The organism is Salibacterium salarium, from assembly GCF_030813635.1.
GTDB classification, from domain to species: domain Bacteria; phylum Bacillota; class Bacilli; order Bacillales; family Marinococcaceae; genus Salibacterium; species Salibacterium salarium.
On the sequence record NZ_JAUSUM010000002.1, the window covers coordinates 813,476 to 831,043 of the forward strand.

The window sequence follows — 17,568 nt, forward strand, 5'->3', positions numbered from 1 at the left end:
TTATGCTCCTCCTGGTAACAGAGCCATTACAGTTTCGATAAGCACTTCAAAAATAGGAATTGCGAGCATAATAATTAACATTTTTCCAGCTAGTTCAATTTTTGCGGCGATGGATTCTTGATCGGCGTCTCTTGCTATGTGAGCTCCAAACTCTGACAAGTAGGCTATGCCTATAATCTTTAAAAGGGTTTGGATGTACATGTTGTTAATGCCGGCTTGTCCAGACAAAGTAATAATTAATTCTATGGCCGACTGCAAAGGAGCCATGATAAATAAAAAAATCATACTTCCGGCAACTAATGCGATGGCTAAAGCAATAACCGGCTTATTTTCTTTCACAACAAGGACTAAAAAAGTGGCGATGAGACCGAAACCGACTACTTGAACGATTTCAATAACCATCGCCTCCTATCCCTGAAATAAAAAAACACTTTTTATCTTTTGAAAAAGTTCATCAATGATGGATGCAACCATATACAAGACAACGACAAATCCTATCAAGGTGACCCAATGTGCCCAATCTTCTTTTCCCATTTGTTTCAGAACAGTATGAATCATAGCTACAATGATCCCTATGCCGGCGATTTGAAATATCGTATTTACATCATAGGCCACGTTGTTACCTCCTTTAACTCCTGTTCAACAATAGGACAGGAGGGTTTGCCATTATATAAAAATTACAATGAGCAGTAACCCTGCCAGAAATCCAAGTGATTTTGCCATTTTTTCGTAACGAAGTTCTGTTTCTTTTGCTTCCTTTTCTTCTTTTTCAAGATGAATCATGGCTAGCCTGATATGTTTTTGCTGCTGTACTTTTTCATGTTGCCCAAGAGTTGTTCCAAACTGATACATAACCTCTTTTTCTTCTAGTTGCAGTGCTGTATAAGGCCAGGTTTCTTCTAAACTTTTACTCCAAGCGTTTGGTACTGTACTCTCCCCTTTTCTTAAATACTCAGCAAAAAAATGAAATAAATAAGAAAGAGGGGCAGGTATTTGTTTACTTATTTTTCTGCTGGCTTCTGGCAGCGGGCTCATTCCATACATAATTTCCGCTTCAAAACTTTGCAGTGCGATTTTTAATTGACGTAATTGCTTCGGGCGTTCCGTCAGTTTTTTAGCTATTTCAAAACCAGCCCATGTACATGCTGTTATGATACATATCGCCCCGAGCCAGCTCATTTTCTCCCCCCTTAGGAAACAGAACGAATATTTTCTAGTTTCACATTTATATAGTCATGTTGACGTTCTAGCAAAATTATATTTTTAAATATCGGGTATCTTAACAGTTCACCAATCATCGGTCGCTTCATTACATCTTCATACGAAACACCATGAACAGTACAAAATATAGTTACACCCGCATGAACAGCTTCCATTATTGCCTCTACATCTTCTTTTCTACCTACTTCATCAGCAACAATAACTTCTGGACTCATCGAACGGATCATCATCATCATTCCTTCTGCTTTTGGACAAGCATCCAACACATCCGTTCTTGTCCCTACTTCAAACGACGGTATTCCTTGGTAACACGCTGCTAGTTCAGAACGTTCATCGACGATACCCACTTTTCTAGAAGGAATGTTTAATGCAGCTACCCCTTCACTAGCGGATCGGGCAAGATCACGAAGAAATGTTGTTTTACCGGACTGTGGCGAACCAATGATGAGAGTATGCCCGTAACGTGTGTCTAGAAGCTTGTCTAAATACGGAGCAGCCGTTCCCTGAAAATCATTTGCAATTCTGATGTTAAAGAAACGGATATGCTTAATGCTCACCACTTTTCCTTGCTCATGTACAACTTGTCCTCCAATACCTACACGATGACCGCCTCTTGTTGTTATATAACCTTGTTTCATCTCTTCCTGAAAAGCATAGATGGAAAATTCACTCAGCTGGTTTAATATATATTCCATATCTTCTTCGGTCATGACATACGATTGTTCATCCTGCCCTTCTAGAAAAAAGAAATGATTTGCGGTTACCACTTCTATTGGCTTATAAATTCGTAGTCTGATTTCTTCTATTCTATATTTTTTAGGTAATGCAAGAAAAAGTGCTTGAATCTTTTTTGGAAGAAGTGCCAGAACATTGTCCATTTTTCCCCTCCACAATCTGTTTATAAATCATATTCATTTAAGTTCTACCTAGAACTCGAAGCAACTGAAAAAATACTCAATTGGCACAGTAAACATATTAAATCTACAGAAGGGGGCTTTTACCGTATATTCAAAGACAAAAAAAAGACTGTCCTCAAAAGTCGTTTTCATTCAACAACTTTTGGGACAGTCTTTTTTAGCTATTAAGCTCTGGAAACATATTCGCCTTTTCTTGTATCAACAACGAGTACATCTCCTTCATTCACAAAGAATGGAACCTGTACTTTATAGCCTGTTTCAAGTATTGCGGGTTTTGTTCCACCAGAAGCAGTATCCCCTTTGATTCCTGGTTCTGTTTCAGATACTTCCAATTCGACGTTATTCGGTAATTCTAATCCTAATGTTTCCGACCCATAGGACATAATTTTAATTTCCATGTTTTCTTTCAGAAAGTTTAATTCATATTCAATTTGATCGCTTGTTAATTCCAGCTGATCAAAAGTTTCGTTATCCATGAATGTATGAGTTTCCCCACTAGAATATAAATATTGCATCTTTCGGTTCTCGATGTGGGCACGATTAATTTTCTCACCAGCACGAAAGGTTTTTTCCTGAATTGCGCCTGTACGTAAACTCCGAAGTTTTGTACGGACGAATGCCGCTCCTTTGCCCGGTTTCACATGTTGAAAATCAACTACTGACCAAATACCATCTTCAACCTCAACCGTTAATCCTGTTTTTAAATCGTTTACTGAAATCATTGCATTTCCTCCATCTCTACCAAATCATTATTCCATTCTACTATAACATACGTATATTTTTATTTTCCGATAATCATTAATTCTTTTGGAGATTGAGATAATCTTTCGTTCCCCTTATCTGTTATTACAATATCATCTTCAATCCGGGTTCCTCCTACACCAGGAACATAAATACCGGGTTCAACTGTTACAACCATCCCTGGTTCTAACGTATGTTCTCCTTTTGGAGATAAACGCGGTCCTTCATGAACTTCCATCCCCAAACCATGACCAAGACCATGGCCGAATGAACGGCCAAACCCTGCTTTTGTAATATGCTCTCTTGCTATCGCATCAGCTTCTACACCTGTCATTCCAGGTTTTATTTCTTCTACTGCCTTCCACTGTGCTTCATAAACAGTTTGATATATTCGCTTTAACTCATTAGATGGTTCTCCAACAGCAACCGTTCTTGTAATATCAGAACAATATCCTTGAAAATACGCTCCAAAATCCAGTGTCACAAGATCTCCACTTTCTATTTCTTTTTCAGTGGCTACTCCATGAGGCAGTGCACTTCTCGTACCAGAAGCGACTATAATGTCAAAAGAAGAGGATACCGCACCTTGTTCACGCATGAAAAATTCAAGTTCATTACTAACTTCGATTTCTTTTCGCCCTGGTTCTATATAGGTTGTAATATGTTCAAAAGCACGATCTGCAATATCAACCGCTTGTTGTATGACCGCTAATTCATCCTTATTTTTATATAATCGAATCTCCTCAACTAAACCTTCTACAGGTAAAAGTTCTGCTTCTGTATGAGCTCGTAGTTGTTCAAATGAAGCATAAGTTAAATGGTTTTTTTCAAAAGCCAATCTATTCCATTTTAACTCTTCGCTTTTTTTCTGCAAACTTTTCAAAACAGACGATGTCTGTTCAATTATTTCAAAACCTTCACATTGTGATTTCGCTTGTTCTATGTAACGGAAATCCGTGATGAAAAAAGCTTGCTCCTGTGTAATTAAAACAGCCCCTGCTGTTCCTGTAAATCCTGTAAGATATTGACGGTTAGCGGGGCTGTTAATAAATATCGCGTCTGCATTTTTTTCTTTCAGCATACTGCGCAATTGTTCCAGTTTTTTCATGCTTCTATTCCTCCCCGATTTCTCCTCTTCTTTTTAAAATATATCATAAGGGAATCTCTTTGAATAGTTTACGCTTCATTACGCTGCATTTCACTATATTCGTATGCAATCGAATAACCGATAAAAACCCCGTATATAACAAATAAACAAATTGTTGTGCTTAAATTAGAAAAATTCATGGACGTAATCGGTTCTTTTCCTGGAAACAACGGGTGTAATAAATAATATACAACAAACCATAAAAAAACTCCAAACCCAATACCAATCCATATGGATTCCCATTTTTGCAATAGTAACCGGTAGATAAACGCTACAACAACAGACAAAAGGGACAAAAAGAAAATGCCAACCAAATGGCCGAGGTAGGTCTCTTTCCATTGCGGAAGCGCCCAAGGTAACATAGCCATAGCCGGCCCCATTTTCGTGAAATTTAAAGAAAATGCCGCATAACCTACACAGCTCCAAATCAAACCTCCGAAAAAACCAATGATAGCTACTTTTTGATTATACACCGATACTTTATTCATTTTGACACCTCCGTAATTCTTATTATGAATAAATGATCTCATCTTCATACGTAAGATCTACTGAAGTGTAATTTCTTTAAAATAGGGAATGGATAGGTATGTATAAGTCTTTCTGTATTTCATTTATCATCATCTATAGAGAAAAACCCCGCAATCATGTAAAATAAAAATAATAGTTATTTACAATCAATAGTTTCTAATTACAACTACCATTAATAATAAGGATAAGGCAGTGGAAATTAAGTTTATTGAGCATTGTGATTTATCATACTGTTTTATGAACAGCTATCTACTTCGGAGGTGATTCTATTGTCCCGCTTTCCCGTTAACCCTTTCATGATCATCATAGTTGGTCTGGCTATATTAGGTTTAGGATTTCAAATTTTAACAAATCCACTTGGACTGCTCACATATCTATTTGTCGGAACGGCAGTCGCTGTTGGTGTTTATTTTTTATTTACCCGAGTTATATTAAAGCGTTTATCAATGAATCAATTTCAAGGCTCTGCAGGCCCAAGACCTACTAACTCAAAGGCTGACTCCCCTCAAAAAAAATACCAAAGAGCCGCCAAACAACAGCAGTCTAAAAATAAGACACAAAAAAAACGCCCTGCTAAAGTAGCAAGTAAGCGTCGAAAAGACCATAATCTGACCGTAATAGAAGGAAAAAAGAATCGAAAGAAAAATCGGGCTCTATTCTAACCTGAGCCTGTTTTTCTTGTGTTGAAACAAGCATGCATCCAATTTACTCCAAAGGAGAGGATGGATATGGATTGGGCCTCTGGCACCGTTTTAGATTGGTTTTTTTTAACTGTTATTGCGCTTATTTACTGGAACGTCGATAAACATATTGGTGTAAAGTTATTCATTGTGGTCACCTTGACTGTTTATATTCATGGTCTAATTAAAAATACTTTTTCACCAATTCCAGCAGAGTCATCTTTTACATTTTCATTCCCTGCTCGTGAGGTACAGGCAGCAACTTCGTTTTTTGGTTATTTAATTCCCGAAATATCAAAAAGGGGGTTCACTGTTTTATCAAGTCTGTTTCTCCTGGTTATTTCAATAATCACTCTATTATATGGGGACCGTTCCTTGCAGGATGTCATAATGGGCATTTTAATTGGTATATTTATCGTTTACGCTGTATACCGTTCCATGGAATGGATGGGAAGTGTTCCTGAGCCGATTATTTTATCCATTTCACTCGTTCTACCCTCATCGCTGTTACTACTCTTTCCTGAGGGTGCTCCATACGCAGGATTTCTATTAGGAAGCGGTATCGGATTCAGTTTTGAAAAAATGAAAGGCCGCATCGTTCCTCCTCATCACACACAAAACAAAATCATCATGGCGATTCTTGGTCTTTTTGGCCTTGTCATTATTGCGTATGCACGAACATGGATGCCTTCCACAACGTTAATCGAGTTTTTACATGCTGCTTTGATTGGTTGTTGGATTACTTACATCAATCCATTGCTTTCCATTAAATTAAGATTAACTCACCGAGAAGGCAATTTGCCTGTAAAATAATTGTTTATTGACCTGCTTTACCAATTCCAAAAGAACTTTTGAGAAATGATTCTGTTTCGTGGTGCCCCATTTTAATCAATTCTTCCTTTTGTTCAACATTTAAATCAAACTGGGTACTTTTTATTTTCTCGACTGGTATAAATACGATATTCTTGGCTTCGTTTTTAGAAACATATCGGAGGTCATGAGCTCTTCGCATTGTATCAAACAAAGATTGGTACAATTTAACGGCATTCTTTATTTTTGGTGGTGGGCTGTCTTGTAGTGCCGGGGACAACTGAAATCCAATAACCGGTCTTCTACACATCCCCGTTTCCGCATCCCTAAACAACCATAAGGGAAAATTGCTTAAAATCCCTCCGTCTACAATAAGACTATACTTTTTATTCACTGTCCTCCACTTCACTGGTTGAAAAATATATGGCAGCGTACAACTCATTTTTACAGCCAATGCTACCGGAAACCTATCAGGGTCTACACCATATTTCGGTAAATCATCCGGTAAAATTAATAATCGACCTGCCGTCAAATCTGACGCAATGATTTTCAAAGAACCTTTAGGTAGGTCTCGAAACGTATAAATGTTTTTATCAGCCAATAAATGGTGTATCCATTTTTCAAGCTTATCTCCCTTGTACAATCCCAATCTCCAATAAACTGATATCCAAGAGAGCCAAGGAAAACGTTCGGTAAACCACGTTTCATCCAAAACATCATCACCGGTTAACGGCATAAATATTGATTTCAATTCTTCCGACTTATAACCTGCTTGTATAAGAGCAGCCATTAGGGCACCTGCACTTGTGCCTGCGGTTCTCTCAAAATCATAACCTTTTTTTTCAACAGCATCTAACGCCCCAATAAATGAAAATGCTTTGACTCCACCGCCTGCAAAAACACCATCTATCTTCATAGATACTCCACCCTTGTTCCTGTTATTTCTTTCCCATCATATGGGCAAATAGCAAGAATGTGAGGAACAGAACTATTTGTGAAGGTTTCTGCTTTGTAAAAAAACTCGGTTTTCACCGAGTTCAGGAATTCAAATCACTTACTCATTATTTTTTTGAATTTCTTTTAAAGTATCCACTCTATCCCGATTTTCTTGAAAGTATTGGACGACATCACCAATACGATCAATGGCATCCCAGCTTAAATGATGTTCGATTCCTTCTACATCATTATAAATATAAGTATGATCGACCCCAATTAAATCCAGAAAGTCTTCTAACAGTTCATGCCGGTACACGAGACGTTTTCCTACTTTTTTTCCTTTCGTCGTTAAGACGAGTCCTCTATATTTTTCATATACTAGATATTCTTTTTTATCCAGCTTTTGGACCATCTTAGTGACAGACGATGGATGAACTTCTAATGCTTCTGCAATATCTGAAACCCTAGCATATCCTTTTTCTTCTATTAGTTTATATATTCTTTCTAAATAATCTTCCATACTAGGAGTAGGCATGAGTGTTCCTCCAATACAATCCAACGTAAAATATTTAGTGCAAAAAAATTGACTTTGATATATTATACAATAATTCAAACAAGACCACAAACACACATTCATTGTAGCTATCCGCTTTATCAGAATTGCACAGATGAAACATTTTTAATGAAGTGTAACATACCGTCTTTCACCAGACATTGCAGCTTACTAAGAAAAGCGGAGAGATTATTAAAAAGAGAGAACATTTCTGTTCTCTCTTTAACATTTGACCTGTTATTTTATAAGCCACATTTAAGTTGTGCACCGCAATTTGTGCACGAATTGCATCCACCTATATCTTCTATCGTACCTTCACGACAAACCGGACATGTATCTCCAATTTCATTTCCAAAGTTAACAGTTGTAGAACGAACATCTTTAATTGTATCGGTCCATACTACTTTTTTGTCTTGGTGATTGTCATTATCGGTTTCTAACGCATCCGGAGTGTCATTTTCCTCCGCTTTTAGTGTTAAAACTTGAGCTTCACGACTTCCATCTACATAAACAGTTCCGCCTTTTGCTCCTCCGTTATACAAGCGTTCATACACTTTTTGAACTTGTTCTACGGTATAACCACGTGGTGCGTTAACTGTTTTAGACAAGGAGCTATCCACCCATTTTTGAATGACGCATTGAACATCAGCATGCGCTTCTGGAGATAGATCCATAGAAGAAACAAAGAAATTAGGTAAGTTGTCGGATTCCGCTTGTGGATGACGATCTAAATATTCTTGAACAATATCCGCATTTACTTCAATAAATTTACCGAGTCGTCCACTGCGATAGTACTTAAAGGAGAAATAAGGTTCTAATCCGGTACTTACTCCCACCATCGTTCCGGTACTTCCAGTCGGTGCCACTGTTAATAAATGTGAATTACGGATACCATATTCTAGTACACCTTCACGAATATCCTCCGGCATCTTTTTCATATAACCGGTACTTATAAACGCTTCTCGTAATTGTCTAGTTTCTTCATTAGTATTTCCAATTAAAAATGGAAAACTTCCTTTTTCTTTCGCTAATTGAATGCTTGTCCTATACGCTGTTGTGGCAATGGTTTTAAAAATATCATCAATGAGCTGATTACCTTCTGCCGATCCATATTCCGTTTCTGCATAGATTAACAAGTCATGAAGCCCCATAACTCCAAGTCCTATGCGGCGCTCTCCTTTAGCTTGTTTTGTATTTTCTTCAAGAAAATACGGTGTCGCATCTATAACATTATCCTGCATTCGCACTCCGGTCTCTACCGTTTGCTGCAATTTCTCAAAGTCGACTTTATTCTCATCTTTATTAGCCATTTCAGCAAGGTTTACTGCTGCCAAATTACAGACTGAATAAGGAGCAAGTGGTTGTTCCCCACACGGATTAGTTGCTACTACTTTTTGTCCGTAACTTTGCGCATTTGTCAATTCATTCGCATTGTCTATAAAGAAAATGCCTGGTTCCGCAGAATAAGTAGCGCAAATATTAATCAACTTCCACAGTTCTTTCGCTTTGATCGTGCGATAGGTTTTGGCAGCAAATCCTCTAGCTTCCCACTCACGAACATCGCCGCAGTCCTGCCATTCTTCATTATATTGCTTCATTTCTTCTGGTGAGTAATTCTCCACGTCTGGAAAACGCAATTCATACTCTTCGTCATTTTCAACTGCTTTCATGAAGTCATTCGTTAAACAAACTGAAATGTTAGCACCAGTCAAAAATTCAGGAGAATGAACAGAATACGTTCCACCAGTATTTAATTTCTCTTCGGCATCCTGCATCACTTTTGAATCGAACCCGCCTTGTCCTGGAATTTCTTTATAATTAAGAACTCCTTGGTACAATGCTTCCTCTGTAGGTGAAAGCGGGGTAAATTTAAGTTTTTCTCCAACGAGCATTTGTATTTGTTCATCTTCTGAATTCTCCAGTAAATAGCGGAGAATTCTAGGATTTTGCATTTTAGAAATAATAAATTCCAAAATATCTGGGTGCCAATCAGAAAGCATAATCATTTGTGCTCCCCGGCGTGAACCGCCTTGTTCAACAAGGTGAGTAAGTTTAGCTATATCATCAAGCCAGGAAACAGAACCAGATGATTTTCCATTAACACCTCTAGCCAATGTGTTACGCGGTCGAAGTGTTGAACCGTTTGTTCCAACTCCACCACCGCGGCTCATAATTTCCATCACCTGCTTGCGATGCTCGGATATACCTTCTCTTGAATCTTCAATAAAAGGCATAACATAGCAATTAAAATACGTAACGTCTGTTTTTGCACCAGCCCCATATAAAACACGACCAGCAGGTACAAAATTCATATGAACTAACTCATTATAAAATGATTGAAATGTTTTATCCTGATTTTCTTTTGTTGTCTCTACCTCTGCTAAACCAGAAGCATTACGTTTGGCGATTTGCTCATAGTATATTTCTAAAGGTTTTTCGATAACATCCAATGTACGGGTTACAATTCCGGTCTCTCCTTCTTCAGAATCAAGGACCTGCCGAAAACTTTCATCTACTACGACATCTGCTTTTCCTGCATTCCAGTCCAATTCTTTAACAAATCCAAATCCACGAGCCGGGAATTTAGGGTCTGGCTTGACCGTTAATACGACAAAATCTCCTATATCTAGCGTTCTTTTTTCCGTGTCTTTAAATGTATATCTGTCCAGCATAACTAAACGAGACACACCATCTTTTGTTATGTGCATATCATCTGTTACTGGATATACTTGAGGAAATTGCTCAATATCCTGATTTAACTTTTTCTTATTAATTGTAAGTGACTCTTGCATAGCGGTGCTCATTTTTCGTCCTCCCCATTTATAATATGGTACGTATTAGCTTATCATATCCATTATCTCAAATTCAATATATAGTACTTCTATGTATAGATTCTATACTATATATATGATTTGAACCAGAAAACCTTCTTCTTTGTCAACTGAGAAATATAAAGAATATAAAAGGATGAAGAAGTAAATATAATATAAATCAACCTGATTTTCAATAATAATAGAATTTCCTGCTTGCCATTCAAGTAAATCAAAAGTCCGGTACATCAGATTTTTTCAAGACAATTCTTTTCTTTTTTTCATCCTATGTTAAAGTTTTAATAAGAAATGAACGACATAAGGAGGTTTTCTATTTTGGAATACGTTTTAATAAAGAATCAAATTATACATCGTGAAGAAGCTTACATATCCTTTCATGACCGTGGTTACCATTTTGGTGACGGTATTTATGAGGTTATCCGAATTTACAACGGAACACCTTTTTTATGGGAGGAACATTTCAATCGTTTCCTACGAAGTGCAAAAGAACTTGATATTGATTTGCCTCAATCATTGGGTGAAATCAAAGACAACATACTGACGTTACTTAGTAAGAATGATGTTAGAAATGGTACAGTTTACCTGCAAATGACAAGAGGAGAGCAAGAACGCAATCACTTATACAGGCGCAATCTCACCCCTATTCTTACAGCTTTCACAAAAGAAGGAAATGTACCAATCTCACAGCAGGAAAACGGAATTGGATTGTGGGCGCTTGAAGACATTCGTTGGTTGCGCTGTGATATCAAGACGATTAATTTGCTCGGAAACGTTATGTCTAAACGAAAAGCAGAAGACCAAGGATATCAAGAAGCTCTCTTGCATAGAGGCCATATCGTAACAGAAGGTTCTTCCACAAATGTTTTTATGGTGAAAAACGGTGTTCTTTACACACACCCAGCTAATCACTACATTTTAAACGGCATTACAAGACTTTTTGTTGAACAATTAGCCGATAAAGAACAATTTTCACTTCAAAAAGAGGCGTTTACGTTAGAAGATGTCAAACAGGCTGATGAAATGTTTGTAACAAGTACAACCCTTGAAATCGTTCCCGTCACAAAAATACAAGGCTCTATCGAAACAGATTTTTCAATAGGCCCTGTTACTCGCCAGTTACAACAAGCATTCAAGCAGACAAAGGAAGTTTAATCCATGAAAAAAGGGTCTCACAAATGTAGTTATCAGTTGAAATACACTTCGCTTTTCACCGGGAATGATAATGAATCAGCTTCCTCGTGAGCAAAGATCATTCAATGAAGGTTCTTCAGCTATTCCTGTTCCCATACCGTTCTAATAAAACAGAGTTGTCCCAACTTATCGGACAACTCTGTTTTTTATCACAAGTCTCTTATCGACGATAGTTCCATTCATCAGACTCATATTTTTGCTGAGCTAATTGTCTAACCAGTTGATCTTCTTCCTCTGTTAATGTATATGGTTGCCAATCTACATCTAGTCCATCTGCAAATCCTTTATGAAAGGCATCCGACACTTCTCTCATCGATACAGGAGAACTAGTTAACTCATTGATAGCTACTGCTTTATTTTTAAAACCTTTTTGCATGCGTTCCCTTACTCTTTCACTCGGATATTGAAAAAGATCGAATAGCTTATCTTCTTCCATGTCCAAAATGATAGAACCGTGCTGCAAAATCACACCTTTTTGTCTCGTTTGTGCACTTCCTGCAATCTTTCTGCCTTCAACAACAAGCTCGTACCAAGAAGGGGCATCAAAACAGACAGCGGAGCGAGGTTTTTTTAATTCGTTTTCTTCATCTTTTGTCCGTGGTACCGAAAAATCAGCATTTAACCCCAGATGACGAAAACCTTGCAAAATGCCTTCGGATATAACTCGGTAAGCTTCTGTTACAGTAGCCGGCATTTGCGGATGATCTTCAGACACTATAACACTGTACGTTAGCTCTTTGTCGTGGAGAACACCGCGACCGCCTGTTGGCCTTCTCACAAATCCTAAATGATGACTTTCAACTGCTGTCAGATCTATTTCTTTATGTACCTTTTGAAAATATCCTATCGATAAGGTAGCTGGATTCCAACCATAAAAGCGGACGACAGGTGGAATTTGATGATCACTATGCCATTGCAGCAACATCTCATCCATTGCCATATTGTAAGCTGGAGAACAATTACCTGAATCGATGAAATACCACGTTTCTTTATTCATTTTATTCACCCGCTCTTCTTATCTAGTTAGCAAAAACAGTTTATCAGACCTATAAAAAAAACAAAAGCTTCTTGCTTTATCAACCTTCTTACTATATTGAAAGGTTATTGTACAGAGTTACACAGAAAGGAGTTCATTTAAATGTGACTTTTTTGAACCTGTTTGATGTTATTCTTACCTATGTTTTGAATTCCAAAAAAGGACAAAACAAAAATAAAAACTTTGCTTCAAACGGCAATCCTTATTATAATACACTTTGTAGCCTTTTTCATATGTAAAGGAGTGAGAAACGAAATGACATTGACTTGGATTTTATGGGGCGTTTTACTTGTCGTTCTTATTGTGTTACTTTTTCGTCGTCTTAAAAAACCTGGTTTTTTAACAGAATTAACACAAGAAGAATTTATTAAGGGGTATCGAAAAGCACAGTTAATCGATGTGCGCGAGCCTCGAGAATACAATGGCGGACACATTTTAGGTGCTAGAAACCTTCCCTTATCCCAATTAAAACAACGTATTAATGAAATTAGGGATGATCAGCCGATTTATTTGTATTGTCAGTCCGGAGCGCGCAGCAAACAAGCCGCAAGAATGATTAAAAAAAAGGTTGGCACAAATGATATCTATCAGCTGAAAAAAGGATTTAAAAAGTGGACAGGTAAGGTTAAGAAATAATATTATTTTCGTACAAAAACACTCAAAGCCAAATGCTGTGAGTGTTTTTATACTATTCTCTTTCCTAGTTGCCTCACGTTTTCGATTTAAAATATTTATTCTCACTCACTATGCTCTTGTTTTTCCACATTGTGTTTTAATATTGGATTTCTTGCAGCCAACGTTTCATCAAGCCTCTTTAAAACAGTAGTATAAGGAGCCCCTTGGACCAAATCAGGATTCTCTTTTGCTTCATGGGCTATGTGAATCATTGCTTCGGCAAATTCATCGAGTGTTTCTTTATCTTCCGTTTCTGTCGGTTCAATCATCAAACATTCCTCCACATTTGTCGGAAAGTAAATCGTTGGAGGATGATAATTAAAATCGAGCAGTCTCTTTGCGATATCTATTGTTTTCACACCAACTAATTTCTGACGTTTTCCCGATAATACGAATTCATGCTTACAATGTCTATCATATGGGACATCAAAGTAAGCTTCGAGTCTGCGCATCAAATAATTGGCATTTAACACAGCATCTTCTGAAACTTTCTTTAATCCAGTTGCCCCCATTGTCCGAATGTAAGCATAGGCACGTACAATAATACTAAAGTTTCCATAATACGGTTTCACTTTGCCTATGGAATCAGTATGGTCTTGATTCCATATAAACGTACTTCCTTTTTTAACAACCAGCGGTGTTGGAAGAAACCGCCAAAGATCTTGTTTAACACCTACCGGACCACTTCCCGGACCTCCACCGCCGTGAGGACCAGTAAATGTTTTGTGTAAGTTTAAATGAACAACATCAAACCCCATATCACCAGGTCTAGACACACCAAGGATGGCATTCGAATTTGCTCCGTCATAATATAATTTTCCACCAGCGCGGTGGACAATATCCGCTATTTCTATAATATTTTCTTCAAACAATCCAAGTGTATTCGGGTTAGTAAGCATAAGAGCTGCCGTGTCGCTTCCTGTCACTTCCTTTAAATGCTCGATATCAACCAAACCTTCGTCATTGGTTCGTACCGTAACTGCTTCAAAGCCTACTACACTAGCAGAAGCTGGATTAGTTCCATGAGCAGAATCAGGTATAATGACTTTGGTGCGAGATAGGTCACCATTAGCCTCATGATATGCTCGAATCATCATGAGACCCGTCCATTCTCCTTGTGCCCCTGCAGCCGGCTGCAAGGTTACCTCGTCCATTCCAGTTATTTCACACAGATATTGTTGCATGTCATACATAAGTTCCAATGAACCTTGTATCTGTTCTTCCTTTTGATAAGGATGAATATAAGTAAATCCTGGCATTCTCGCAATATCTTCATGAACTTTTGGGTTATATTTCATCGTGCATGACCCTAATGGGTAAAATCCTGTATCTACTCCGAAATTGCGAAGTGATAATGCTGTAAAATGTCGAATCAACTGCAGTTCCGACACTTCTGGAAGGTTAGGATGCTTTGTTCTTATATAATTAGAAGGCAGTACATCCTCTATATTAATATCAGGGACATCGTCTTTTGGAAGAGAATAACTGGTTCTGCCAGGTTTGCTTAATTCAAAAATTAAAGGCTGTTCTTTCGACACAATAAGACCTCCAATTCCTTTACAAAACGATCCATTTCAGAACGTGTTATTAGCTCTGTCACACAAATAAGCATTTGGCCATAAAAACGATCATGTATATTCGAAAGATCGTACCCTCCAATAATCCCCTTTTTATACAAGTTACAATTTATTTTATCTATCGATTGGTTTAATTGTATTACAAATTCATTGAATATTGGAGTAGTATTAACAATTTCGATACCTTTTTTCTCCAGTTTATTTTTCAAATAATTAGCTCTTTTTACATTTTGGAACGCCATTTCACGAATGCCTTGTTTACCTAAAGCACTCATAGTGACAGTTGCAGCTAAAGCATTCAATGCTTGATTGGAACAAATATTAGATGTCGCTTTCGCTCGGCGTATATGCTGTTCTCTCGTCTGCAGGGTAAGAACAAATCCTCGTCTTCCATCAGCGTCTTTTGTTTGACCAACTAGTCTACCTGGTACTTTTCTCATTAGTTGTTTTGTCGTCGCAAAATAGCCGCAATGAGGTCCTCCAAATTGCATAGGAATTCCTAAAGACTGAACGTCACCAACTACTACATCAGCTCCACATTCACCAGGAGGAGTCAGTATTCCAAGTGATAATGGATTGCTGGACACTATAAACAGTGCATTTTGTTGATGAATCATCTTTTTGATATCATGCAAGTATTCTATAGACCCGTAAAAATTCGGATATTGAACAATCACTCCAGCGGTATTTTCATCGATTTCATCTGCTAACCTTCTAAGACCGGTTGTACCATGAAGAAGTGGAACGCTCCTAACAGTTAGATTCAGTCCTTTCGCATACGTATTCAGGACAGCCATTGATTCTGGATGAACACCTTCAGATACAACAATTTTCATTCTTTTCATTTTGCTTTGATTAACAGCCATGATCGCTGCTTCAGAAAGTGCAGTATGTCCGTCATACATCGATGAATTAGCTACCTCCATGCCCGTTAATTCACATATCATTGTTTGAAATTCAAAAATAGCTTGTAATTCACCTTGAGAAATTTCTGGTTGGTACGGTGTATATGCCGTATAAAATTCCGAACGTCTAATTACGTGATCAACAACGGAAGGAATATAGTGATTATATACACCAGCTCCTAGAAAAGATATATTTTTTTTCAAGTGAATATTGCGTTCACTCCATCGCTGTAGTTCATCTACAAGTTTAGGCTCTGACAACGGTTCAGGAAGTTTTAAATCTTCATTAAATCGAATCGATTCGGGGATATCTTCAAATAAATCTTTTATATCGTCCACTCCGATTGTTTTGAGCATTGCGTCCTTGTCCTCGTCTGTTACAGGTAGATAACGAAAGTTCAACTGATTGTCCTCCTTTTATAAAACGGAAGAGGCTTATCCTTTGCTTCTAACGTCTTTTTTCTCACCTGAACATAAAACGTCGTCGTTGCTTTCGTGTTTGATTTTTCCACTAACGCCATTCCCACGTTCAAACCAAGTGTTGGAGAATGTGTGCCGCTCGTTATTTTTCCAATTAAATATCCTGATTCATCCAATACATTATAGCCAGACCTCGGAACTCCCTTTACTGTCAATTCTATCCCAATTAATTGACGCCCTATACCTGCTTGTTTTTCTTGTAACAAAGCATTCTTTCCAATAAAGTTTGGATGCTTTTGAAGCTTGACTGCAAACTTAAACCCAGCTTCTAAAGGGCTAATTGTTTCACTAATTTCATGCCCATACAACGGGAGTCCTGCTTCAAATCGTAGTGTATCTCGAGCACCAAGTCCACATGGCAGCAAACCTTCATTCTCTCCCTCTGTCATTATAGACTGCCAAAGAGAAGGGGCCTCGCCTGGTTTACAATAGATTTCGAATCCATCTTCTCCCGTGTATCCTGTCCTTGACACTATACAATTCACATAATTAAAAAAAATACCCTTTTTGAAACGAAAAGGTTGAATCTTCGATAAATCTTCATCCGTAAGGCATTGCAATATTTTTTCTGCTTTAGGCCCTTGTATGGCTAGGAGCGAATAGTAGTCTGACATATCTGTAATTTCCACATTTTCATAAGAATGTTTTATTAGCCAGTTTAGATCTTTTTTAATGTTAACGGCATTTAATACGAGCATATAACAGTTCTCGTCCAGTTGATAAATTAAAAGATCATCCACTACTCCTCCGTTTTCATTACACAAGAAAGTATACATTACCCTCCCAGGCTCTAATCTTTCTAGGTCGTTTGTGATCACATACTGCAAAAATGTATAGGATTCACTGCCCTTTACAATCGCCTCCCCCATGTGGGACACATCAAACAGACCAGCTTGTTGTCGAACGGCATGATGCTCCTTTTTAATACCGGAAAAGTAAACAGGCATTTCCCAACCACTAAACGCAACTTTTTTAGCACCGTACTCTTTATACAGAGGATATAAAGAAGTTCTTTTTAACACGGAGATAAAAAAACGCCTCCTTATTCAAAAAAATCTGTATTTTTGTCGTTTGATGGTGAAAATCTCACTAACTATATCAGTTTTACAAGGGAAATAATGAAGTTTTTTGCTGTAATAATGCTATTGTGTTTGGGGATTTTCAGCTGACTCTTTTCATAGACGGGTTCTGCACAATCTCATGCATAAATGAAGTACGTTTCGAAGCATACTAGTATTAGTTTTCTATTTAAGTTTACCACGTGGCATCCGTTAAAAACAAGGTACAGACAATTTGATTCAAAACGTACACAGTCAAATTCCAAGTGTCTGTGTAGGTTT

General features: G+C 37.7%; 18 protein-coding genes. 4 read left to right on the top strand and 14 right to left on the bottom strand.

Annotated features, from left to right (window positions below):
• From spoIIIAD to J2S78_RS09935, 7 genes are all read right to left on the bottom strand, one after another.
• On the bottom strand, positions 1-396 hold the full coding sequence (gene spoIIIAD, locus J2S78_RS09905; protein ID WP_125554910.1) for a stage III sporulation protein AD: 396 nt from the start codon (positions 394-396) through the stop codon (positions 1-3).
• Between the two features lie 12 nt (positions 397-408).
• The gene (gene spoIIIAC / locus J2S78_RS09910) at positions 409-615 is read right to left on the bottom strand and encodes a stage III sporulation protein AC (protein WP_026700262.1); all 207 of its coding nucleotides are present in this window, start codon (positions 613-615) and stop codon (positions 409-411) included.
• A gap of 51 nt (positions 616-666) precedes the next feature.
• The gene (spoIIIAB, locus tag J2S78_RS09915) at positions 667-1,179 is read right to left on the bottom strand and encodes a stage III sporulation protein SpoIIIAB (protein WP_306898236.1); all 513 of its coding nucleotides are present in this window, start codon (positions 1,177-1,179) and stop codon (positions 667-669) included.
• A gap of 11 nt (positions 1,180-1,190) precedes the next feature.
• On the bottom strand, positions 1,191-2,099 hold the full coding sequence (gene spoIIIAA, locus J2S78_RS09920; protein ID WP_306898238.1) for a stage III sporulation protein AA: 909 nt from the start codon (positions 2,097-2,099) through the stop codon (positions 1,191-1,193).
• A 203-nt stretch (positions 2,100-2,302) separates the two neighbouring features.
• Positions 2,303-2,860: an elongation factor P gene (gene efp / locus J2S78_RS09925; RefSeq protein WP_306898241.1), complete on the bottom strand. Its 558-nt coding sequence runs from the start codon at positions 2,858-2,860 to the stop codon at positions 2,303-2,305.
• Positions 2,861-2,919: 59 nt separating this feature from the next.
• On the bottom strand, positions 2,920-3,987 hold the full coding sequence (locus J2S78_RS09930; RefSeq protein WP_306898242.1) for a M24 family metallopeptidase: 1,068 nt from the start codon (positions 3,985-3,987) through the stop codon (positions 2,920-2,922).
• A 68-nt stretch (positions 3,988-4,055) separates the two neighbouring features.
• Complete coding sequence (locus tag J2S78_RS09935) at positions 4,056-4,514, bottom strand: YqhR family membrane protein (protein ID WP_306898243.1); 459 nt, start codon at positions 4,512-4,514, stop codon at positions 4,056-4,058.
• A gap of 309 nt (positions 4,515-4,823) precedes the next feature.
• On the opposite strand from J2S78_RS09935, the gene J2S78_RS09940 reads away from it, so the two are divergent.
• On the top strand, positions 4,824-5,216 hold the full coding sequence (locus tag J2S78_RS09940; protein WP_306898245.1) for a hypothetical protein: 393 nt from the start codon (positions 4,824-4,826) through the stop codon (positions 5,214-5,216).
• A gap of 66 nt (positions 5,217-5,282) precedes the next feature.
• Positions 5,283-6,047, top strand: a complete 765-nt coding sequence (locus J2S78_RS09945) for a phosphatase PAP2 family protein (RefSeq protein ID WP_306898246.1) — start codon at positions 5,283-5,285, stop codon at positions 6,045-6,047.
• Positions 6,048-6,051: 4 nt separating this feature from the next.
• On the opposite strand, the gene J2S78_RS09950 is transcribed toward J2S78_RS09945, so the two are convergent.
• From J2S78_RS09950 to J2S78_RS09960, 3 genes are all read right to left on the bottom strand, one after another.
• Positions 6,052-6,960, bottom strand: coding sequence for a patatin-like phospholipase family protein (locus J2S78_RS09950; protein ID WP_306898248.1), 909 nt, complete (start codon positions 6,958-6,960; stop codon positions 6,052-6,054).
• Positions 6,961-7,098: 138 nt separating this feature from the next.
• Positions 7,099-7,515 carry a transcriptional regulator MntR gene (gene mntR, locus J2S78_RS09955; protein ID WP_306898250.1) on the bottom strand — a complete coding sequence of 139 codons (417 nt, stop codon included), beginning with the start codon at positions 7,513-7,515 and terminating at the stop codon, positions 7,099-7,101.
• 260 nt (positions 7,516-7,775) lie between these two features.
• Complete coding sequence (locus J2S78_RS09960; protein ID WP_306898251.1) at positions 7,776-10,337, bottom strand: vitamin B12-dependent ribonucleotide reductase; 2,562 nt, start codon at positions 10,335-10,337, stop codon at positions 7,776-7,778.
• Positions 10,338-10,679: 342 nt separating this feature from the next.
• On the opposite strand from J2S78_RS09960, the gene dat reads away from it, so the two are divergent.
• A complete protein-coding gene (gene dat, locus J2S78_RS09965; protein ID WP_306898252.1) occupies positions 10,680-11,516 on the top strand; it encodes a D-amino-acid transaminase in 837 nt (278 codons plus the stop codon).
• A gap of 199 nt (positions 11,517-11,715) precedes the next feature.
• On the opposite strand, the gene lipM is transcribed toward dat, so the two are convergent.
• The gene (gene lipM / locus J2S78_RS09970; protein WP_306898253.1) at positions 11,716-12,552 is read right to left on the bottom strand and encodes an octanoyltransferase LipM; all 837 of its coding nucleotides are present in this window, start codon (positions 12,550-12,552) and stop codon (positions 11,716-11,718) included.
• Positions 12,553-12,846: 294 nt separating this feature from the next.
• Here lipM and J2S78_RS09975 point away from each other — a divergent pair, with 294 nt between their 5' ends.
• Entirely contained in the window at positions 12,847-13,227 is a 381-nt protein-coding gene (locus tag J2S78_RS09975; RefSeq protein ID WP_306898255.1) for a rhodanese-like domain-containing protein, read from the top strand.
• Between the two features lie 101 nt (positions 13,228-13,328).
• Here J2S78_RS09975 and gcvPB read toward each other — a convergent pair whose 3' ends face one another.
• Genes gcvPB through gcvT form a run of 3 tightly spaced genes read right to left on the bottom strand, consistent with a single transcriptional unit; the run spans position 13,329 to position 17,250 of the window.
• Positions 13,329-14,807 carry an aminomethyl-transferring glycine dehydrogenase subunit GcvPB gene (gcvPB, locus tag J2S78_RS09980; protein ID WP_306898767.1) on the bottom strand — a complete coding sequence of 493 codons (1,479 nt, stop codon included), beginning with the start codon at positions 14,805-14,807 and terminating at the stop codon, positions 13,329-13,331.
• Positions 14,783-16,150: an aminomethyl-transferring glycine dehydrogenase subunit GcvPA gene (gene gcvPA / locus J2S78_RS09985; RefSeq protein ID WP_306898256.1), complete on the bottom strand. Its 1,368-nt coding sequence runs from the start codon at positions 16,148-16,150 to the stop codon at positions 14,783-14,785. The genes gcvPB and gcvPA overlap by 25 nt, the downstream gene beginning before the upstream one ends.
• A complete protein-coding gene (gcvT, locus tag J2S78_RS09990; RefSeq protein WP_306898257.1) occupies positions 16,147-17,250 on the bottom strand; it encodes a glycine cleavage system aminomethyltransferase GcvT in 1,104 nt (367 codons plus the stop codon). Before gcvT ends, gcvPA begins: the two co-directional genes overlap by 4 nt.
• Between the last annotated feature and the right edge of the window lie 318 nt (positions 17,251-17,568).